This is a genomic window from Bordetella petrii, from assembly GCF_000067205.1.
GTDB classification, from domain to species: domain Bacteria; phylum Pseudomonadota; class Gammaproteobacteria; order Burkholderiales; family Burkholderiaceae_B; genus Bordetella_A; species Bordetella_A petrii.
The window spans coordinates 2,387,604-2,410,502 of record NC_010170.1 but is presented as its reverse complement, the minus strand read 5'-3'; the positions used below and the strand labels follow the sequence as shown (position 1 = coordinate 2,410,502).

General features: G+C 60.2%; 12 protein-coding genes. 2 read left to right on the top strand and 10 right to left on the bottom strand.

Annotation, left to right across the window (positions count from 1 at the left end; all coding sequences use genetic code 11):
* Positions 1-233 precede the first annotated feature (233 nt).
* Positions 234-7,883 carry a type I polyketide synthase gene (locus BPET_RS11695; RefSeq protein WP_012249222.1) on the top strand — a complete coding sequence of 2,550 codons (7,650 nt, stop codon included), beginning with the start codon at positions 234-236 and terminating at the stop codon, positions 7,881-7,883.
* Positions 7,884-7,888: 5 nt separating this feature from the next.
* Entirely contained in the window at positions 7,889-9,235 is a 1,347-nt protein-coding gene (locus tag BPET_RS11690; RefSeq protein ID WP_012249221.1) for an aminotransferase class I/II-fold pyridoxal phosphate-dependent enzyme, read from the top strand.
* Between the two features lie 38 nt (positions 9,236-9,273).
* On the opposite strand, the gene BPET_RS11685 is transcribed toward BPET_RS11690, so the two are convergent.
* From BPET_RS11685 to BPET_RS25485, 10 genes are read right to left on the bottom strand one after another with little or no spacing between them, the layout of a single operon-like run.
* A complete protein-coding gene (locus tag BPET_RS11685; protein WP_012249220.1) occupies positions 9,274-10,485 on the bottom strand; it encodes a capsule biosynthesis protein in 1,212 nt (403 codons plus the stop codon).
* Between the two features lies 1 nt (position 10,486).
* Positions 10,487-12,556 (bottom strand): capsular polysaccharide biosynthesis protein, encoded by a 2,070-nt coding sequence (locus BPET_RS11680; RefSeq protein WP_012249219.1) that lies wholly within the window; start codon positions 12,554-12,556, stop codon positions 10,487-10,489.
* Between the two features lie 44 nt (positions 12,557-12,600).
* Complete coding sequence (gene pseI, locus BPET_RS11675; protein WP_231852684.1) at positions 12,601-13,680, bottom strand: pseudaminic acid synthase; 1,080 nt, start codon at positions 13,678-13,680, stop codon at positions 12,601-12,603.
* Positions 13,665-14,183 carry a UDP-4-amino-4,6-dideoxy-N-acetyl-beta-L-altrosamine N-acetyltransferase gene (gene pseH / locus BPET_RS11670; protein WP_197535841.1) on the bottom strand — a complete coding sequence of 173 codons (519 nt, stop codon included), beginning with the start codon at positions 14,181-14,183 and terminating at the stop codon, positions 13,665-13,667. The genes pseI and pseH overlap by 16 nt, the downstream gene beginning before the upstream one ends.
* The gene (pseG, locus tag BPET_RS11665) at positions 14,180-15,274 is read right to left on the bottom strand and encodes a UDP-2,4-diacetamido-2,4,6-trideoxy-beta-L-altropyranose hydrolase (protein ID WP_151208958.1); all 1,095 of its coding nucleotides are present in this window, start codon (positions 15,272-15,274) and stop codon (positions 14,180-14,182) included. Before pseG ends, pseH begins: the two co-directional genes overlap by 4 nt.
* Entirely contained in the window at positions 15,271-15,972 is a 702-nt protein-coding gene (gene pseF / locus BPET_RS11660; protein ID WP_041862867.1) for a pseudaminic acid cytidylyltransferase, read from the bottom strand. The genes pseG and pseF overlap by 4 nt, the downstream gene beginning before the upstream one ends.
* Positions 15,969-17,129 (bottom strand): UDP-4-amino-4,6-dideoxy-N-acetyl-beta-L-altrosamine transaminase, encoded by a 1,161-nt coding sequence (gene pseC / locus BPET_RS11655; RefSeq protein WP_012249214.1) that lies wholly within the window; start codon positions 17,127-17,129, stop codon positions 15,969-15,971. Before pseC ends, pseF begins: the two co-directional genes overlap by 4 nt.
* A 2-nt stretch (positions 17,130-17,131) precedes the next feature.
* Positions 17,132-18,130: a UDP-N-acetylglucosamine 4,6-dehydratase (inverting) gene (pseB, locus tag BPET_RS11650; protein ID WP_012249213.1), complete on the bottom strand. Its 999-nt coding sequence runs from the start codon at positions 18,128-18,130 to the stop codon at positions 17,132-17,134.
* A gap of 31 nt (positions 18,131-18,161) precedes the next feature.
* On the bottom strand, positions 18,162-19,220 hold the full coding sequence (locus BPET_RS26615) for a polysaccharide pyruvyl transferase family protein (RefSeq protein WP_012249212.1): 1,059 nt from the start codon (positions 19,218-19,220) through the stop codon (positions 18,162-18,164).
* Positions 19,210-22,830, bottom strand: a complete 3,621-nt coding sequence (locus BPET_RS25485) for a capsular polysaccharide export protein, LipB/KpsS family (RefSeq protein ID WP_012249211.1) — start codon at positions 22,828-22,830, stop codon at positions 19,210-19,212. The genes BPET_RS26615 and BPET_RS25485 overlap by 11 nt, the downstream gene beginning before the upstream one ends.
* Positions 22,831-22,899: the final 69 nt, after the last annotated feature.

The window sequence follows — 22,899 nt, the reverse complement described above, 5'->3', positions numbered from 1 at the left end:
CGCTTCCGCCCAGGCCGGGATCGCAACTCTTTTTCTTAAATCGTGGCAGCCCAGACTAAACAAGGAACATCCCGATTTCCACTTCGCCTATACGGCCGCTTCCGGCCACCCCGTTGACCATTGCCTGTTAGACACAGCCTGCCGCTGCCTCGGCAACCGGCCCCTGCGTCGTCTATCCGCAGAAAAAAATCAAGAAAAGCTCTCGAAAGCTGTTTGTTCGAAGGAAGATATACATGGCAAAACGTGTTGCCGTTGTGGGGCTTTCGTTCCGGTTTCCGCAAACCGATACCGAACGATACTGGACCGACCTGCTGGCCGGCCGCGATCTGGTCACCCAGGTAGATGCCGAGCGCTGGCATCCAGATGCCTATCTGCATCCCGCCAAAGACCACCCCGGCACCGCGTACACCTTCGCCGCCGGCTCAATTGGCGACGTCTCGGGCTTCGACGCGCATTTTTTTGGAATTTCACCGCGCGAAGCGGCGCTGATGGACCCGCAACAGCGCCTGCTGCTGGAAATGTGCTGGGAAGCCATCGAACACGCCGGCATGCGGCCCTCGGCTCTGCGTGGCAGCGACTGCGGCGTGTATATCGGCATCGCCAGCGCCGATTATTCCTACCGCCTGTCCGATGACGTCGGGGCTGTCGACGCCTCGATGGCCACCGGCAACACCTCCAGCATCGCCGCCAACCGCCTGTCGTACCTGTTCGACCTGCATGGGCCCAGCATGGCAGTCGACACCGCCTGCTCGTCCTCGCTGGTGGCCGTGCACCAAGCCTGCCGCGCCATCGTCACCGGCGAAGCCAGCATGGCCATCGCCGGCGGCGTGAGCCTACACCTGCACCCCTACGGCTTCATCACCTTTTCCAAGGCGTCTATGTTGTCGCCCGGCGGCCGCTGCAAAGTGTTCGACGCCTCCGGCGATGGCTACGTACGCTCGGAAGGCGGGGGCCTGTTCCTGCTAAAAGACTACGACCAGGCCATGGCCGATGGCGACCACATCCTGGCCGTTATCGCCGGCAGCGCCGTCAACACCGACGGCCGCAAATCGGGCCTCACCGTGCCCAACGCCGACGCCCAGATCGCCCTGATGCGGCAAGTGTACGAACGCGCCGGCATCCCGGTCACCGACATCGACTACCTGGAAGCCCACGGCACCGGCACCGCCGTTGGCGACCCCATCGAAACGCGCGCCATCGGCGCGGCGTTGGGCCAGCCGCGCGGCTCCGGCAACCCGTTGCTGATCGGCTCGGTCAAGAGCAACCTGGGTCACTTGGAAGCCGCCTCCGGCGTGGCGGGCCTGGTCAAGGCCATCTACAGCCTGCAGCACCGCGTGGTACCGGCCACCATCGGCATCCAGACGCCCAACCCGGCCATCGAGTTCGATAACTGGAACATCGCGGTCGCCACGCAAAACCACCCCCTGCCCCGCACCAAGCCGCTGACCATCGGCGTGAACTCTTTCGGGTTCGGCGGCGCCAACGCGCACGTCATCCTGCAAAGCCCGCCCGCCGCCGGCGAGGACCAGGCCGACAAGCTGGCCAACACCGCGGCAGTGCCCGTCGTGGTTTCGGGCAAGACCCCCGACGCCCTGAAGGCGGCCGCCCGCAACCTGGCGCGGGTGCTGCAAGGCCAGCCCGCGCGAGCCCTGTACGACGTGGCCTACCACGCCGCCATGCGCCGCGAATGGCACGCCGAGCGCGCCGTGGTCTACGGCACCGACAGCGAAGCCGTGGCACAAGCCTTCACCCAGTTCGCCGAAGGCGAGGCGCCGCGCTACAGCGTATCCACGGGCAGCGCGGTCCCCCACGCGCAAGGTCCGGTATTCGTATATTCGGGCAATGGCTCGCAGTGGGCCGGCATGGGCCGCCAGTTGCTGGCCGAACCCGTGTTCGCCGAGGCCGTGCACGAAATCGACAATCTCTTCGCACCGTTGGCCGGCTACCGCCTGGCCGATGAACTTGCGCGCACCGACAACGCCAACCAGTACGAACGCACTGAAGTCGCACAGCCCGCGCTGTTCGCCATCCAGATCGGCATTACACGCATGCTCGCCCAGCGCGGCATCCTGCCCACCGCGGTGGTCGGCCACAGCGTGGGCGAAGTTGCCGCGGCGTGGGCCTGCGGCGCGCTGTCGCTAGCCGATGCGGTTCACGTCATCTTCCATCGCAGCCGGCTGCAGGGCACCACCAAAGGCCAGGGCTGCATGACGGCAGTCGGTATCGACGGCGGCACTGCCGCCGCCCTGCTGGCCGAACTGCAGCTGACCGACGCACTGTGCGTGGCCGGCTACAACAGCGAGCGTGGCGCCACCCTGGCCGGCGACCCGGCCGCCATGGCCACCGTCGAGGCCGTACTGGCCGAGCGCCAGGTGTTTCACAAACGTCTGGACCTGGACTACGCCTTCCACAGCGCCGCCATGGACCCCATCCAGGCTGGCCTGCAACAAACGCTGGAGAGCCTGGCTCCGCAGCCAGGTCACGTGCCGTTCTATTCCACCATTACCGGCGGCCTGCTCGACGGCCGCGAACTCGGCGCCAATTATTGGTGGCGTAACGTGCGCGAACCCGTGCGCTTCCAGCACGCCGTCGACACGCTGGTGGCTGACGGCGAGAACCTCTTCATCGAGATCGGCCCCCATCCGGTGCTACGCTCGTACGTCAACGACAGCCTGGCGGCGGCCGAACGCAAGGGCCGTGTGCTGCTCACCGCCAGCCGCGGCAACGACGAGCCGGCCAAAATCCGCGACACCGCCGGCCAGGCCGTGTGCAGCGGCGCGCAGGTCGACTGGCAAGATCTCTTCCCCTGGGAAGGCCGCCACGTCGCGCTGCCCGCCTATCCATGGCAACGCGAGCGCCATTGGCATCCCGTCACCCCCGAATCGCTCGGGCAACTGCAGCGCGCAAAAGTGCACCCGCTGCTGGGCTACCCGCTGCAACAACACGAGGGCATTTGGGAAAACCAGCTCGACACGGCCCTGTACCCCTGGCTGGCCGATCACGTAGTGGGCGAAGCCGTGGTGTTCCCCGGCACGGGCTTCGCCGAAATCGCCTTGGCCGCCGCCGCGCAATGGCAACCTGGCAACTGGGCGGAAATCGAAGAGCTCGAAATCCGCGCGCCGCTGCTGCTGGCCGCGGCCCCGTCCAAGCGCCTGCGCGTCAGCCTCGATGCCGCTGACGGCGGCTTGCGCATCCAGGCCAAAGACGTCGGCAGCACCGAACCCTGGACCCTGCACGCGGCCGCCCGCATCCTGCGCGAGGCGGGCTCGGCCCTGCTTACCGATGCCCCGGTGCAATGCCCCGACCGCGCCGCCGATTTCACCGGCGAGTCTCATGCGTTGTTGACCCATGCCGTCGGACTGGCGTACGGCGACGCCTTCCGGGCCGTCAAGCATGGCTGGGCCGAATCCCCCGACACCGTGCTGGCAGAGCTTGAACCGCACCCGGCGCTGCAAGACAGCCTGACGCACAGTCTGCTGCATCCGGCGTTGCTCGACTGCACATTCCAACTCATCATCCAGCTGCTGCGCGATGACCCGGCAATGGGGCGCGGCGTGGCTTTTGTGCCGGCCAAGATCGGCCGGCTGGCGCTGCGTACCGACGCCGGCCTGCCGCGCTACGCGCGCGCGCGCCTGCTGCGCCGCGGCCCACACTCGCTGACGGCAGAGTTCTTCCTGTACAACGAAACGGGCGAGCAGATCGCCACCGTGCGCGAAGCACGCTTCCGTAGCATCCGCCTGTCCAAGGCCAGCGCTGGCGCGCTGGATTTTCTGGCCGATAGCGGCGTGCCCAGCCCGCATGCGCACGACCCGCTAAGCCGCCAAAGCACACTGGATTCCGCTGCCGCGGCCGATGCACTGGCTGGCGCCGCCGCCAGCGCCGCCCAAGACGGTAAGCACGCGCGCTACGCTCACGAAATCGAGCCGCTGCTCGACAGCCTGTGCGACCGATTTGTATTGCGGGCGCTACGCGCGCTGGCTCCCCAAACCCAGCACCTGTACGACGACGTGCTCGAACGCTGCCGCCAGGCTTCTCCCGACACCGCCGTGCTGCTCGACCAATTGCTGGCCCGCGCGGCCGATGCCGGCTTGCTTGAGCGCACCCCGTCGGGCTGGACATTCCAGGCCCAAGACGATGGCGCGCCAGATGTCATCGACATCTGGAACAGCCTGGTGCGCGAATACCCCGACTACGCCCACATCGTGCATGCCGTAGGGCGCGTCGGCCTGCACTTGGCGGAACTGCTGCAAGGGCGCATCGCACTGGATGCAATATGCCCGCCCGAGGCCTCGCCCGGCGCACTGACCCGCCAGATTCTCGGCGCCGAGGCGTGCGAGCGGGTTGGCGCCGCGCTGCGAGGCATCCTGGCCAACGCCCAGGCCGCCCTGCCCGCCGGCGCGCGCCTGAGCGTGCTTGAAATCAGCGCCCATGCGCCGGCCTTTGCACTGAACTGCTGCACGGCGCTGGACTTCAGCGTGGCCGACTACCGCTACGCGTCGCCCGATGCCAGCGGCTGCGAGCGCGCGCAACGCCTGCTGGATGCGTATCCCGATGCAAGCTGCGGGCCAATCGACATCGCCGAAGCCGATGCCCCGGCCCACGACCTGGTGATCCTGCACGCCGACGCCGCCAGCGCCGAACACACCCAGCAGATGCTGGATTACGCGCGCGCCAGCCTGAAAACCGGCGGCACCCTGCTGCTGCTGGGCACACACCCCGTGGCGTGGCTGGATTTCGTCGCCGGCGCGCGGCCTGGCTGGTGGAGCGCACTGGCCGACGACGGCACGCCGGCTTCATGCCAGTACCCGGTCAGTTTCTGGCAAGGCGCCCTGGCCCAACAAGGCTACGCATGCGGGCCGCTGGCCGAATTCACGCCCGACACCCTCTCAGGGCCCTACTTGCTGGCCGCCACGGCCCAAGCTCAGGCTCAGACCCCGGCCGATCACAGCCAGCCCGCCTCGCGGCTGCAGGCAACACCGGCCGTGCAGCGTGGTTGGCTACTATTGGCCGGCGCGCATGACGCCGATGCCGCCCTGGCCGAGGCCCTGGCCGCGCGGCTCTCCGCCGCCGGCTGCCGCACCAGCATCCAGCGCGATACCGACCCCGCAAAGTTCGACGCAATGCTGGCTCAGGCCAAGAGCCGTTTGGTTCAGATCGACGGCATCATCCACCTGGACGGCCTGGCGCAAGCGCAAGACATTACCGACCCTGCCGCCCTGCTGCAGGCCCAGGTGCGCCGCTGCGCACTGGCCGCCGCCGCCGCGCAAGCGCTGGAACGCGCCAATAGCAGCGCTACCCTGTGGCTGCTGACCGCCAACGCCGCCCAATACCTGACGCGCGACGGCGACGCCGACGCCATCGGCGACGCCACGCTGTGGGGCTACGGCCGCACCATGATGAACGAAGCCGCCCAATTCGGCGTGCGGCTGCTCGACCTGCCCGGCGCCGCCCCGGACGACACCGTGTTGGACGCTGTTGAGCGTGAACTGCGCTGGCCCGACGCCGAACAAGAAGCCATCATCACCGTGCAAGGCCGGCGCTATGCGCCACGCCTGCACAGCATGCCCGACCCTGCCCACGTCCAGGCTGCCGCTCCCGCCTCCGGGCATTTGCGCCTGGGTTTCGAATTCCCCGGCCAATTGCGCAACCTGCGCTGGGAAGCCTGCCCGGCCCGCGAACTGGCCGGCGACGAGCTGGAAATCGAAGTGCGCGCCACCGGCCTGAATTTCCGCGACGTCATGTATGCGTTGGGCCTGCTGTCCGACGAAGCCATCGAAAACGGCTTCGCCGGCCCCACCCTGGGCCTGGAATTCGCGGGCACCGTGCTGCGCGCGGGCCCTGACGCCGGCGCCGACTACCGGCCCGGCGATGCCGTGGTGGGGTTCGGGCCCGCCAGCTTCGCCAACCGCGTATTCACCAAGGCCAGCGCCATTGCCCACATTCCCGAGGGCATCTCGTTCGAAGCCGCAGCCACCATACCCAGCACCTTCTTCACCGTGTACTACGCCCTGCACCACCTGGCGCAGCTCGAAGAAGGCGAAAAAGTACTCATCCACGGCGCGGCCGGGGGCGTGGGCATCGCCGCCATCCAGTTCGCCCAATGGCGCGGCGCTGAAATCTACGCCACGGCCGGGTCCGACGAAAAGCGCGACTTCCTGCGCCTGCTGGGCGTGCAGCACATCTACGACTCGCGTTCGCTGGCTTATGCCGATGAAATCCTGGCCGACACTGACGGGCAAGGCGTTGACGTCGTGCTGAACTCGCTGGCGGGCGAAGCGATCAATCGCAACCTGCGCGTGCTCAAGCCCTTTGGCCGCTTCCTGGAACTGGGCAAGCGCGACTTCTACGAAAACACCCGCATCGGACTGCGCCCCTTCCGCAACAACATCAGCTACTTCGGCATCGACGCCGACCAGCTGATGCACGAGCGCCCCGCCCTGACGCGGCGGCTGTTCGGCGAGATGATGGCCCTGTTCGCCCAGGGCGTGCTGCGTCCGCTGCCGTACCAGGAGTTCGATGCCAACGAAATCGTCGGCGCATTCCGCTACATGCAACAAGCGCGCCAGATTGGCAAAATCGTCATCACCTACCGCAACGGCATCCGTGGCGCCCACGCCCAAACCGACACCGCCGCGCAGCGGGCCGCGCTGGCCCTGCCCGAAAACGCCACCTACCTGGTCACCGGCGGCCTCAGCGGCTTCGGCCTGCGCACCGCTCAGTGGCTGGCCGACAAGGGCGCCCGCCACCTGGCGCTGGTCAGCCGCAGCGGCCCCACGTCCGACACCGCCCGGCAAGCCATCGCCGCGCTGCAGTCGCGCGGCGTCACGGTGCATGCCGCTGCCTGCGACGTCACCAACGCCCAGGCAGTCGACGCCCTGCTGCAAGACATCAGCGGCGCCATGCCGCCACTCAAAGGGGTCGTACACGCCGCCATGGTGATCGACGACGGCCTCGTGCGCAGCGCCACGGCCGAACAGATCCAGCGCGTGCTCGCTCCGAAGGTGCTGGGCGCCCTGCACCTGGACGCCGCCACGCGCCAACTGCCACTGGACTTCTTCATTACGTTCTCGTCGGCCACCACCCTGTTCGGCAACCCCGGGCAGGCCAACTACGTGGCGGCCAACGCCTGGCTGGAGGGCCTGTCGCGGCGCCGCCGCGCCCTGGGGCTACCGGCCACGTGCGTACGCTGGGGCGCCATTGACGACGTCGGCTACCTGGCGCGCAACAAGAAAATCAAGGACGCCCTGCAAAGCCGCATGGGCGGGGCGGCGCTGGCTTCCGAAACCGCGCTGCAAGCGCTGGAAGCCATGCTGCAGGCCGACGCCAGCGGCCTGGGCGTACTTGAGCTCGACTGGCGCGCCCTGCGCCGCTTCCTGCCCAGCGCCACCACGCCCAAGTTCAGCCTGCTGGCCCGCCGAGCCAGCGACAGTGGCGACGACGATGGCGACGCACGCGACATCAGCCACCTGCTGGCCACCCTGGACGACGAAGCTCTGCATCCCGTGTTGGTCGAGATGCTGAAAACGGAAATCGGCGAAATCCTGCGCGTGCCCGCCGACAAAATCAACCCCGACGTCTCGGTGTACGACATGGGGCTCGATTCGCTGATGGGCGTCGAGCTCGTCGTAGCCCTGGAAAACCGTTTCGGCATTCGTCTGCCCGTCATGGCGCTAAACGAAAGCCCCACCCTGGACAAGCTGGCTGGCCGGCTGATCCAACTACTGCGCAACGACGGCGAGTCCGCGGGGCAAGACACCTTGCTGGCCCAGGTTGAACAGGTGGTCTCGCAACACACCGACGAAGTGCCCGCCGAAGCCATGGCCAAGTTCGCCGACGACCTCAAATCGGGCAGCGTCGACGCCAAACAACGCATGATTCACTGAACACTGTGAGCAACACCAAAAAAGGGCTGCCGGGCCTGTCCGCCAGCATCAAGGACAAGCTTATCCAACAGGCCCTGGAGCGCAAGCTGCGGCAGGCCGGACAGGAACACGGCCAGCGCGCAATGCCCCAGGCCTTGACGCGTAAAAGCGCCATTCCAGAAGAGTTCTACCGCTTCGACATGCATCCCGGCTACCGCCAGCTGCGCATCATGAACGAAGGCGCCGCCCGCATGGGCGTGCGCAGCCCGTTCTTCAAGCTGCACGAAGGCACTGCCAGCGCCGAAACCAAGATCGGCGGCAAGACCTACGTCAACTACGCCAGCTACAACTACCTGGGCATGTCGGACGACCCGGTCGTACAGGCGGCGGCCCGGCAGGCCATGGAACGCTATGGCACGTCCGTATCGGCCAGCCGACTGGTGTCGGGCGAGCGCCCGATCCACCGCGAACTGGAACGCGCCCTGGCCGAGGTGTACGAAGTGGAAGACGCTATTACGTTCGTCAGCGGCCACGCCACCAACGTGTCCACCATCGGTTACCTGTTCGGCCCACGCGACCTGATCCTGCACGACGAGTTCATCCACAACAGCGTGCTGCAGGGCACGCAACTATCGGGCGCGCGGCGCCTGCCCTTCCCTCACAACGACTGGGCAGCCCTGGACGCAATCCTGGAAGACCAGCGCCATCAGTTCGAGCGCGTACTGATCGTGCTGGAAGGCATTTACAGCATGGACGGCGATTTCCCCGACCTGCCCCGCTTCGTCGACATCAAGCGACGCCATAAGGCATTCCTGATGGTGGACGAGGCCCATTCGCTGGGCGTAATGGGCAAGCGCGGGTACGGCATCCGCGAGCACTTCGGGCTGGCCGGCAAAGATGTCGACATCTGGATGGGAACCCTGAGCAAGACGCTGGCAGGATGCGGCGGCTATATCGCGGGCGAGACGGCACTGGTGGAACACCTGAAGTTCCTGGCGCCCGGGTTCCTGTACAGCGTGGGAATGCCGCCCAGCGTGGCCGCGGCGTCGCTGGCGGCGTTGAGGAGGATGCAGGAATTGCCGGAGCGGGTGGCGACGCTGCAGGCGCGGGGGAAGTATTTTCTGGAGCTGGCGCAAGCAGCGGGGATTGATACGGGGAGCAGTTCGGGATTGGCTGTGGTGCCGGCGATCATTCAAAGCTCGCTGAAGGCGGCACGGTTATCAGCCGCGCTGTTCCGGCAGGGCATCAACGTGCAGCCCATCCTGTACCCTGCAGTGCCAGAGAAGTCAGCGCGGCTACGCTTTTTTATTTCATGCTGCCATACGGAAGAACAGCTGCGCAGCACGGTAAACATACTCAGCCGAGAATTGTAGTCGCGCCAGCCTCGGCATCAGCTGAGTGGGTGCAGCTGCTACGCATTTCCGGTCAACCGTGCGACTGCATGTTGCGTGGCCAACGCGATCCCATCTGTCGAATAAAAGCCGCCATTCAGTTGTGTATGGTGAATCACCACATTGCGGAACGCCGAAAACAGCTTATTGTCCGGGACGTAGTGCTCCCGCCAAAACGTCTGTAAGGGATCCTGGAATGTCAATCCAGGCATATCGTATATGGCCTTGCCCAGCGCGATCGTGCTGCGGCCATGTAGTATCGCCGAAGCTCCAGTCGTGCTGTTAATAGTAACAACTCCGCGCGTGCGATCCAGCAGCGGAGGCAAAACGCCGCTCTCAATGTAGAAAAGCCGGTCAGCCAAGCCCAGCTGTTTGCTCAAGGCAGCAATCATCTTATGGTAGTTCACCAGCCCGGGGTCCAGGGGGTGCGCCTTGACCAGCAACCGGCAAAGCTGAGGGGCATGCGCCGCGAATGACTCGACGACGTATCGCAACGCATCTGCCACGCAGCTAAACGGCGAATGAAATCTCACCTGCGCATCAGTGTTGATCTGCAGCGGGAACAAGAAGAATGGCCGCTTCTCGGCCTCGGTCATAATCCGCTGCAAGATGGATGCATCACGTCTTGCCCTGGTTTGCAAGCGCATGCCGCGACGCACATACGACAGGTATTCAACTGCCGGGTTGTACGGCACATGGCTGGATACGCCGCGATGCAACACCGGGTTCAATCCGGCCCAAATGTTATAGCCCACGTCATAAACAGCCCGACGCCAGAATGATGCGGTAAACGGCTCGCCGTTGCCGTAAGAAGGCAAAGCGCGTGCGTGCTCCCGGTACCACTTGGGGTCGCGCGGCAGCGCGGAATTGCCATTCACGCCGTCGCGCTCTAGCGTGACCCAATAGGGACGAAAGTAACCTTCTTCAAATACATGTACGTGGATGCCCATCTGCTTAGCTAGAGCGATGGCCGGTTGATGTACCGGACGGCAATCACCGAATAGCACAATGTCAGTGGTTCCATGGCGTTCGTACTCGTCGGCATAGAACTGCGGCAGCGCACGCATCGGCCCCCGGTACGAAACTGTATTGCCCAGCCCCCAATAGACGCGATCGCCCACCGTGAAATTGACCTTGCGTACGTCATGACCATGTTGACGCAGCGCTCGTCCCAAGCTGGCAAAGAATGGCGAGCACACGCCCTGAAGAAAAAGGTAATTGCGCGCCGACATCTTAGAACTTCACGATAAAACCGCACTGCAGCCACAACCATACTTTGCGCCATAATCGATAAGCCGCGCTCATCAAGAGCGCGTGCTCGCCGCGTGCGGCGATAATGGCGTTGCGCTGGCGGACCAGCTGATTGATGGTGGCCTCACAAGTGGTGTAGCCTTTCAGTACCGGGTCCCAGTACAAGGGGTAGTGCAGAAGCGTACCGGCCACTAACTCATCCAAGTTCAGTGTGCGGGTGCGGCGGGCCATGGGCAGCTTGTCTATGGTCAGCCCCCAGCCCGCATAGAACGGGCGACCATACACCACCACCCGCTTATTCCTTAGCAGCGCGTCAAAACCCGTCAGCGAAGTCATGGTGTGCACTTCATCGCAAGCCTCGATGCAACTCACCACGGAGCAAGACAGCTCGACCTCGTCTGCGTATTGCATGGCCCGGCTCAGATGCATTCGGCCGGCTCGATTACGGGCTCGCACATCGGGATGCGGCTTATACACGATATATGCCTCAGGATGTTCTGCGCGAGTCGCCTGAAGCAAACCCAGATTGCTACGCACTTCGCCACAACCGTAGCGAATCGAGGCATCGTCTTCCACTTGCCCTGGCACCAGGATGATGCGTTTGCCCTTCGCTCGCCATTCCGGTGCACGGCGTTGCTCAATGTTGTACTTCGTCAGCCCCAGGTCGGTAATCGACTGCCGAATGGCGCGAGCCCTGCACAGGTCGGCAACACTGAACGCGTGCTGATTCAGGAGGTTTTCGAGATCGCTGGGCTCACGCGGATCGAAATACATGCCGCTGCCGTCCAACACCAGTGACAAAGGCGGCACGAAATCGGACCCCAAGCCCACAGAACGCAAGAAACCATCTTCCATACGCAGCAACTTGGCCCCTACTCGCCGGGCCAGACATCGCACCTGATCGACAGAATCGTTCCCCCAGACCACCAGGCGATCCTGCGGACCGGGCGCCAGCCGCGCGGCCGCGCGAGCATTGCGCACAAAATGCACCCGGCTAGCATCCAGTCCCAAAAATTCGCGCACATGCCGTGCCTTCCAACGGCGGAAGCCGACTGCGATGGAGCGACCCTGCATATGCTCAGCCATGAGCTTCTGGCGTGTCAGCCAATCGATGGCATGAAAAATACTGCCCTCGCCGTGCGTGGTCGGATCCAGATAGCGGCTGTAGTGGAAATACGCCGCGGCAAACAATTCCTGCACAGAGCGGCGGCGCATGCGGTGCGCACAAGCCTGGCGATCTTCGGTAACTCCCCAACCCGCATACCATGGAGTGCCGAAGCAGGTGACAGGCTTCCCAGCCAGCAATGCCTCGAAACCCAGGTGAGACGTGGCGACATAGACCCGGTCCATGTGTGACACCAGGCTCATGGGACTAACGGGTTCGGTTATCAGAACCACCCGAGCCATGGGAGCCAATGATGAATAGTAGCCCTGCTTCGCTCCGCCACCGACCTCCGGATGCGTCTTGATGTAGACCGTGGCGCCGGGATTCTCGTTCAGAGCAGCGGCGAGCATACGTTCGAACGTCGCGGCGTTGGCGCCACCATGCACAATTGCTGCGTCACCAACTGTCTGATCAACTACCAGCACCCGGCCTCGGTCTCCGGCGCCCAACATTCCGGCTGGCAACGACGGCGCAGCGTTGTACTTGCCCAACTGCGCCCGGCAAATTAAATCACGCGCTCGAGCGCACGCATCTTCGATGCCGTGCAGCAAGTCAGCATCGGAATTCAGCAGAGTTTCTAGAGAACTGCCGCTACCGGCCGCATAGTAAATGCCGTCGCCGTCCACCACCAACGACAATGACGGCGCGCGTTGGCCCGGCGCATAAGAACGCAGGAAGCCGTCCTCAAGCGCAACGTACGGCAAGGACTTCCGCATGGCGTAAGCGCGCGGCCAGCGCGTGGTAGGTCGCAAGCCCCAGCCGGCAATCGCATCCACATCGCGTGCAGGCACCAGCCAGTGCCACACGTGCAGGCGGCGCACATCCGCCCGCAACAAAACCCGTACGCACAATTGGGCAGCCATGCGCCTGGAGAAGATCCCGATCATAGGTCCGAGGACGTCGGAGGCACGGACTTCAGCATATTGCCGAGCTAATCCCGCAAATCTTGCGCACGCACAGGGGTATTGGCCGCGATATCACGGCCTACCTTGCGCCCGACGACGTCATCCAATTGCTTGGGTGGCAACCCAAAGCCGGGGCGCACGCTACGCACGGCATCCTCAGTGATAGTTTCACCCGCTTGTAGCGGTTTGACGAAATACAGCGAACGACGAAACTGCGCATTGCCCTGTTCGCTGGACTTGCGGCCATAATCAACCTTACCCAGTGCCTGCCATGCCGTCCGACTGTCCCGGCAAAGTGCCGCCAGGTCCGCCGGCTCCAGAGAAAAACTATCATCCGGTCCGCCACCACTGCGATCCAAAGTGAAATGCTTTTCGATCAGCGATGCACCCAGCGCCACGCTGGTTACAGCAGTGGTATTGTCCAGCGTATGGTCCGACAACCCGGTCACCAGACCGAAACGCTGGATCATGTCGGGCACCGTTCGCAAGTTGTAATCCTGGGCCGGCGCGGGATAGCCGCTGACGCAGTGCAAGATGGCAAGCTGTGTGCAACCGCCGGAACGGGCGGCGTCGATGGCTTCCTGGATCTCTTCATCATCTGCCATGCCGGTGGAAATGATCATGGGCTTGCCCTTGCCGGCCACATAGCGGATCAGCGGCAAGTCCACCGCCTCGAACGACGCAATCTTGAATGCCGGAGCATTCAGGCTGTCCAACAAATCGGCAGCTGTACGATCGAACGGCGAACTGAAAATCGGTATGCCGACTTTACGCGCATGCTCGAAGAGAGGCTCGTGCCATTCCCAGGGCATGTGCGCTTCTTGGTATAGCTGATATAGCGTCTTGCCGTCCCACAGCCCGCCACGGATCTGAAAATCCTCCGTATCGGCGTCCAGGGTAATGGTGTCGGCAGTGTAAGTCTGCAACTTCACCGCATCGGCGCCCGCCTTCTTTGCTTCGTCGATCAGGCGCAGGGCCACATCGAGACGGCCGTTATGGTTGGCGGATACCTCCGCAATCACATAAGGCGGGTCTTCCTGGGAAATTCTTCTACCGGCAATGGAAATATGGGGAATGCTCATAGTTTCACTCACAAAGGCTTCCATTCATGGCTCAACAGGCCGAACACCACAATTGAGCAATACGTTTCACCATCGAAGTGCTGATCACGCAGCACCCCTTCCTGGCGAAACCCCAGGCGGCCATGGAAATTGATAGACCGTTCATTGAATTCCAGCGCTTCCCCGCAGACCTTATGCAGGCCCAGCGGGCCGAATGCATGGGCGAGCACGGTACGCCCCAGGCGCATGCCGGTGCCGCGCGGCGCGTCGGGCGCAACGTAGAAGCCCCACTCGGCAATTGCCCCGGCGGTGGCGACGTTCAAGTTGGCGAACCCCATAGGCACGCCGTCGGCTTCGAATATCAGCAAATGTTTGCGGGCGTCCGCCGAAGCGCGCTGGAACCAGGCGGCATGCTCCTCCAGGCTGATTTCGTGCGTTGTGTACATGAAGCGCCGAATCTGGGGATGATTGCGCCAGGCCAGCACCCGCGCCAAGTCGTCCGCCCGCATCCGGCGCACGCTATCGCCGTGGCAGATTTCGCTATTCACGAACGCTCCTTCATCAAATCAGCCACACGGCCAGCGCCCGCGCCATCGCACACACGGCTAGCCATATCGCTGGCCGCGTGCAAGACTCGCATGTCAGAAAACTCGGCCAGAATGCCGGGCAGGCGTTGGGCGATGTCCTGCGGGCCGCCAATGAGCCGCACGGCCCCGGCTTCGCCCAGAGCGCGCGCGCTAGGCTGCTGATTCTCGGCCAGCACAAGCAAAGCCGTAGGCAGTCCCAGGCAGCACCGCTCCCAAGAGGTGCTGCCTGCCGCGCCAATCGCCAGGTCGCTGTCCACCATGCGGCGTGCCATGTCTCGCACATTCAAGACGACCTCGGTCGGCCTGCGCATCAACGACGCCCGGGCCTTGACCGCATCGAGCCAAGGCGCGGCAGCTCCCATGACTACGGTAATCTGGCATGTATCGGGCAACGCGCCTTCGCCATCCAGCACATTCAGTACGGCTTCCGTGGCATTGTGCTGGTCGACGCCGCCCAAGGTGACCAGCACACGGCCGATAGCGCGGGCCGTGCGACGCCGCCGCAGACTGTCCCGCCGCGCCTGCGCGAACTCCGGACGCAGCAGCGCATACTTGGGCCCCGCCAACACCATACAACCTGCCGGAACCAGCGATTGATAGTCGTCTGGATTGCGCCCGAGCGTCTGATCCAACAACAGATTGCACACATGCTGCCTGTCAGCGAGATCATCGATCACCAACAGACGTGCCGCAGAAGATTGCAATCGCCGTTCCCATTCCTGATCCAGGCCATAATGGTCGACCACCAGCCAGTCTGCGGAAAAATCACATAATTGCTCGCACGTCTGAGCAGCATCATCCTCTTGGGTGGAACCCAACCAATGTGCGTGCGCCAATGCTGGAAGCGTAGACGGCTTGCCAATACTGACCGGCAGGCTACGAACATCAAACCCCTCTGCGCGGATGTAGTCGACGAGGTGGCCGTCATGGGGCCGGCAGATGAAACGGCATTGGGCGCCACCCGCGGCCAGCAGACGAGCCAGAGTCAGACATCTCATCACATGGCCTGTGCCAATGCTGAGCGATGCGTCCGTGCGGAATGCGACTTTCATGCCCATCTTTCTTGCTCACGCATGGCCCTGAACAACCACTCGGCGCGCGTCCAGTCTTCAGGCGTGTCGATATCCTGGACGCGATGCCGGGGCAGCAACACAGGTGCCGCGGCGGGGCTGAAAATCACTTTTCCCTGCAGCCAGGACTCTGCCTGCCCCCAATAGAATTGGCCAGCGTCATGGAATGCTTCTTCCAGATCTTGGGAACGAGTAGTGAAATGCTCCGGACTGAACATCTCGACGCGGCCACCAGGGGACATACGCAGCGCCCGCTGTATGGGAAATGCGTAACTGGTGACCGAAAAGGCGTAATCCGCGCCAGTCTCCAGCAACACCTGCAGACCGTGCTGAAGATCTGCCGCCCGCACGAACGGTGCAGTGGCATATAGGCAGCACACCTGCTCTACCGACTCGCCCTGATCGAGGAACCATTGAATAGCATGGCGTACCACCGGAATAGTGCCAGTATGATCGTCCGACAAGTCGGCTGGCCGCAAGAACGGCACGAACGCCCCGCTAGCCTGCGCCACCGAAGCGATTTCCGGATCGTCGGTCGAAACCACCACCGAGTGGAAGCATCCACTATGCAGTGCGGCTTCGACTGACCAGGCCAGCATGGGTTTTCCACAGAATTCTCTAATGTTCTTGCGTGGAATACGCTTGCTGCCCCCTCTTGCCGGAATGACGGCCAGCTTCACAATTGCACCGCCTTGCGCACAGCATCAACCACTTCATCCTGCTGGGCGAACGTCATGGTCTGAAACATCGGCAGACTGATCGCCTCCGCATAATAGCGCTCGGCTTCAACAAAATCGCCGTGTTTAAAACCCATCTTTTGATAGTAGGGCTGCAAATGGACGGGGATGTAGTGCAGGTTCACGCCAATGCCTTGCTCTCTCAAGGAATCGAACACCTGCCGATGCGTAGCCTGGATCTTGCCGAGCGCGAGTCGAATCACATACAGATGCAAGCCTGAATACCCATCGCCGTGCTGCCAGGGCGTGGTCAGTGGCAAGCCGGCGAGCAGCTCGTCATAGCGACGTGCCAACTCATGGCGCCGAGCGACGTATGCATCCAGGCGCTGCATCTGGCTGACACCAAGCGCGGCCTGGAGCTCGGTCATGCGGTAATTGAAACCGAGCTCAATTTGTTGATAGTACCAGCCCCCGTCAGGCACATGCGTCATCAGTGCTGGATCGCGTGTAATGCCATGACTGCGCAGCAACGCCATCGCATCGGCCAGGTCCTTGTTATTGGTCAGCGCCATGCCGCCTTCAGCAGTGGTGATGATCTTCACCGGATGAAAGCTGAATACGGTGATGTCGCTATATCGGCAATTACCGATAAACTCACCCTTGTACTTCCCGCCGATGGCATGGGAAGCATCTTCAATAATCTTGAACCCGTACTCCTGGCCTAAAGCATGAATGGCCGCCATGTCGCAGGGTTGGCCGCACAGATGCACCGGCACAACCACCTTGGGCAACCGGCCGGCCTGCCGAGCAGCTTCCAGTTTTACCTTAAGCGCTTCGACGCTGATGTTATACGTGCGCGGGTCAATGTCGACGAAATCGACCTCGGCGCCGCAATACAGCGCGCAATTGGCCGACGCCACAAAGGTGACAGGCGTAGTCCACAAGCGATCGCCCGGCCCCAGGCCCAGCGCCAAGCACGCGATGTGTAGCGCCGATGTGGCGCTATTCACCGCATAGGCGTATTCGGCGCCAACATGCTCAGCCACCAGTTTTTCAAACTGAGGCACTTTCGGCCCCTGAGTCAGAAAATCCGATTTCAGCACGCCAACAACCGTATCAATATCCGCCTGGGTAATGTCCTGCCGGCCGTACGGAATCATGGTCAGATACTCCCGATCTTCTCGCGATTGACCTCGATCCAGTTCTGCAGCTGCTGATCGCTCATCCAATCGGAATTATTGTCGCTCGCGTACACAAAGCCTTCCGGCACACGCTTGCCGTCCTTGATGCGTTCGGGCGACGTCGACCAGCCATTGATGGCGGGCAGGATTTTGTAGTGCTCGGGGTACTCGTACGTATGGAAGGAATCCTCGGCGCCGATCATCTGCTCGTGCAGTTTTTCGCCAGGACGAATGCCCACGACTTCTTGCCTGGCCTCCGGCGCAACGACACGCGCCAGGTCGGTGACCTTCATCGACGGGATCTTCTTCACGTAGATTTCGCCTCCCACCATATCTTCGAAAGCGTGCCAGACCAGTTCAACGCCCTGCTCCAGCGAAATCATGAAACGCGTCATGCGCTCGTCGGTGATGGGCAGCACACCCTTGTCTTTGATCGACATGAAAAACGGGATCACCGAGCCACGCGAGCCCATCACGTTGCCGTACCGCACCACGGCAAAGCGCGTGCCATGTTCGCCGGAATACGCATTGCCCGCGACGAACAACTTGTCCGATGCCAGCTTGGTGGCGCCGTACAGATTGATGGGGCTGCTGGCCTTGTCTGTAGACAGCGCCACCACGCGCTTGACGCCCTTGTCGATGCACGCGTCGATGAGATTCATCGCGCCATCGACGTTGGTCTTTACGCACTCGAAGGGGTTGTACTCGGCGGTCGGAACGATCTTGGTCGCGGCTGCGTGTACAACGTAATCCACCCCGTCCAAGGCTCGATAGAGACGTTCCCGATCTCGCACGTCGCCGATGAAAAAACGAACCCTGGGATCGTCATGGAACTTCCTGGCCATATCCCACTGCTTCATTTCATCGCGGGAAAAGATGATCACCTTCTTCGGGTTGTACTTGGCCAGCGTCATCGGCACGAAAGTGTTGCCGAAGGAGCCGGTTCCGCCAGTAATCAGAATAGTTTTTTCGCGAAGCATAAATATATAGTCAGTTAGTTAATAAAATGGCTCAACAAAGTCTAGACGCCAGGTCGTCGAAATATGGCTTAACAAAGGCCGCGTGAGTGCTATCTATAGAGTCAAAAACCCGGCGATAATCGTCGAACTCCTCATCAAATTGCTGATTCACAAATCGTATAATTTCGGCAGGAAGAGCCTCATCTTCGGATATCGATCCACAGCCAAAGGCGTTAAAACACCCCACGGAAGTGCCCCATGTCTGGGAAAATCCATACGACCGGAAATCCTCCACTAACAATACCGATGCCTTCCGACGCCGTAGAAACGCAATATGCCCGTGCAGCCTATAGCCGATATGCAGGTCAATGTCATCGTAGATATCCAAATTGCACGCAGACCCATAAAGATGCAATTCCTCGAATCCTAACGCTAGTGCCAGCTCGGCGACGCGGCGGGAATGCGAATTCGGAAGGCTGTGAAACGCAACATACCGGCGCGCCTGACTAGCGCACGCCACGATCGCATTTAACACGCCTGCCGCCTGCCGAACGAATCGTTCATGATGCGGAATTGTGAATACCACCGAATTCATCGCAGCTGGGGGCTGGAACGGCAAGCCTATTTTTTTTTCGTCATAAAGTGCCATGTCCCCGCTATAAACTGCCGAAATACCATGGCGACTCAATATATCCACGATCAAATGATCACGACACGGCAACGGGCCGAACTCCGAAGCAATCCACCGCAAAAAATTCAAAGTATGACGATCGTACGAATAGTCGCTCGCCACGCTAGCGCCTGCCGACGGATGTTGCAGCGAACATCCTATCGGGAAAAAAGCCGGCATCCTCTGTAAGTCCGCGTATAGTCGGAAAAGGTTTGGATAAGTTCCATTAGAAACGGAGAATCCGGGAGCGATAATATTCCGGACCACCTCATCATTAAGTGAATCTAACGATTCTTCGCGAAACAGAATCACGGGGTCAAATTGGGGAACCCGTGACCTAATGAGCGACAGCGTCGAGTCGGTTATCAGACAATCTCCCACGTTCCTGGAGCGATGCTCCGGGAACGTCGTCAATAGCACGTTGGAGCTGTCAGGCGCCATTGCCTGCAACAAGCCGGTTAGTAACTACAGATTCCAACATAGCCGAACTTGCGTCCTCTACCGAACGTGCTGTGGCAAATGCGGACAACCGCTTGTGCACTTCCGCCACCAGTGTGGATTTATCCCCTAATACGGAGCCCTCAATGTGACGGATACTATTATGCCAAACATCTGTTCCGAGACCGTCAATTCGGCGCCAGTGCAACTCGGAAGAATTCGAGAACATCCAGGTGGGGCAACCCAGCGCACCGGCGAGTTCGACAACCGTAGTCGCTGGCGCAAGCATCAAATCCATGCACGTCATTAGTGCCGCGACGCCGTCCAGGTCATTGTACTGATCCAAGTCCGAAAAATTAATCAGCTTTCCCGGGTACAGCGACTCAACCCACGCCAACTCGTCTTCACATTCGTCATATTGAAAATTGACGAACTGAATTCCCTCTATATTAAAAATAGGCTCCAGTTCCTCTATCGTCAAATAATGTTCGTTGCGAGAGTGCGTTGTCAGACTGCTACGCCAACTCAATCCAACCAAGCGCCTACCTGTAGGCAAGCGGTCACGATATTCGGCTACGCGGCGCACATCGGGTCTCAAATATGCCGTGCCCGGGAATGCCTTGTAGTTGGGCAAGCATTCATGCAGCATGTCCGTCACAAGCATCACTCCGTCGGCAGCCTCAATCGATTCCGTTGCAGTATTATTGATGACCCCGATCAAATCAGAGCCAAGGACCTTGGAATACTCCTCGATGTCAATCGGATCACTGTTCCTCGGACGAGGGACCGGCACGAACCGCAAGTGCCTAAACGAACGCGAAAATAACGCCTGTAAGCGCGGATCGCAACTGATCGAGATATCCTTTTGCTGCAGCTTTTGTGGTAACAAATTATAGATGCTCGCGAAACGAATCTCATCACCAGGCCCGAATATGGCTAACATGAAAAGACTGTCATGCACGCCACACGGAGAAGCGTAATGGAAATATTTTTCCGGATAATATGTCTCCACCGTTCGTTTTAACGAAAGCTCGGTAAAAGTGAAGAAAGCCTCCTTAATCATCCGTGAGCCGAAATATATCTTTCTCGGATGCATGTCACCAAGATCAATACGCCGGCGCTGTGCGTCCAGAACCAGTTTATAGCCTTCTTCGTACATACCCGCCAATACATACAGCCGCAGCGTTTCCCTGTAGGTAGAGCTAATTTTTTGTTCCTGACGCGCTCTATCCATAACTGCGAGCGCATCACCAAGACGCCCTGCATAAGAAAGTGCCTGGGAATAAACAATCCGAATGTTGCCTGACGTTTCCCCACTGTCGAGCAGACCTTCTATGGCGCTAAGCGCCAAATGAGGACGCTCGACCGCAAGCAAACCAAGCACACGATCCATTGATCGCCTGCTATTCAACATCAATATGCCGATAAGGATGCGTTCGAATTTATCTTCATCAAACAGTTCTGGAAATTTTTTTATCAGGAAGATAGCATCATTTACACGATCCGGCTTAAGTGAAATCAGCTTTGCCAGCAATGTAATGAACCCTAAAATGTCTCTCGATATATCTTGTGATGAATACGACCGAGCCTGCAGGAGCGCCATCATGCCATTCAAATCGCCATAATGGCTCAGCATCGCTATTATTTTGGCCGACTCATTGTCGAATTTCAACGATGCAATCTGTGCCATCTTTGGCATCAATTTCGGGACATAATATCCGGCAAGCAGCAGCCTTTTTGCGGATTTTATTGCCCTATCGATGTCGCGAATGGATATGCTGTAATCAAAAACCTCATACAGCAGATCCGCCTGCTCGGCAGTCAACGGTATAGGAGCAGACGGCGCCTTGACTGAAGGTGATGACTCCTCACTCGCCTCGGCTTCGACCATGCGAAGGTTCATTTCAATACTACGGATGAGTTCATCCGACAGTACCTGCACCGACGCACGAGGGTTTTTGACTTCGGCAAGTAGCCATGCCAATTGCTTTGCCACATATTCACCGGGATACGCATGGCTAAGGTCGAGCAGCAGCTCGTTGAAAACCTCCGCGTCGACAAAGCCACGCACCGCACTCAAAAATGCGTTCCTGGCAGCATTCCCAGAACACATTCCGCAAATGCTATATAAAAGGGTTGCCTGAAAAATAGCTCCCGGTCGATTCAGGAACAACTCGCTGAAATCAATTCCGCCGATGATTTTCTGCAGATCGCGCCCGGCAAGATCTTTGTTTGTTCCGAAGACCAATTGGGGCCAATGCGCGGAGGCTGTAATCGCCCGCATGGCAGCGGTCTGCTCTGAGTCACCCGACTTGATCAGTTGGAAGCGCCCAATTTCATAGTCCGCTTTAATCTTCAAGCACGCCGCCTGAATGCCAATCGCTGGATCGTTCAAGTCAGCCAAATATTTGGGATATTTAAGATATATCGCCGCGAACAACTCGATCAGGCTGCGCTGTCGTGTCCGCCTGGGCAACTTCACTCGATCATCGGTCAGCCCCCACCCTGCATAGAATGCTGCGCCTACGACGGTGACCTTCTTACCGCGCAAAAGCGCCTCCAACCCCGACAGCGACGTGATAGTATAAACATGATCGACCGTTCCTAGAAATTGCCCTAGTGGGACATCCGGATTAGCAATCTCGCAAATGGCCGTAACTACACGAGCGCGAAATTTGCTCTTCTGATACCCCTTATAAACTTCGGGGTGTGGTCGGTACACGATCTGCGCATCTGGATTTTCGAACTTCGCAAGTCTGATAAGCTCGATCATTGTCCACTTGTCGACATTGCCGAGGCGAATGGACATGTCATTGTCCACCTGACCAATAACTGCGATCTTCCTGCGTATTTTTATGCCGCCGCCTTGACCTCCATTAAAGCTAGGCGGATTGTACTTTGCGATGTCCAACGCACGAATAAGATTGAGGCTCTCTTCTGCAGCAGCCAGTTCCGTGTCAGAGAAATTGTATTCATTCAGGATGGCCTCAATATCCGATTCCCGATTTGGATCATAATACAGGCCCTTTGAATCAACGATGAGCGAATAGGGAGTCGCGTGAGAGGCTCCCAGCGCGGCAGATCTGATAAAACCGTCTTCCATCCGGAAAGTTGGGATATGCCGGGTAGATGCATACCAACGAACCATACGTGGTTCTGTAAAGCCCCAAAAGAAAAACGCAGATGGTTTGATAGGAAACTTTCTTAGAGCGATAAGCGACGGTATGGACAGTATCTTACGCGGCGCAAATACGACTCTATAGTCAGCCAAGTAATCGCTGACAAAACCCCATTTCCAGTTATTGAAGCCCCAGAAAATGGCTACAGGTTTAACATCCTCTGTAGCACGCCAATTGTCCCCAACCAGCGTCCATTCGCTAAAGCGGAAATCTTCCCCGAACACCTCGTAGGGATCAATGATCCGAAAAGGATATTCTTCGGAAGAGGGTTTCTTTTTCCGGAAAAAAAGGCGGTCTCTCAAGCGGAAAATATAATTTATCCGTCGCCGGCTATTATCCGATCTCAACGAAGGAAGCGATAGAAGAAACCTAGTTCGGCGATCCGAAAAATTTTCCTTCACGTGCTTGGAAGCTGCTTCTATTTTATTGGCCATTTTAAACAAATTCTGAGATAGACTTATATATTGGCGAATGCCGGCGAAGTGCTACGGGGCACAGCGCGT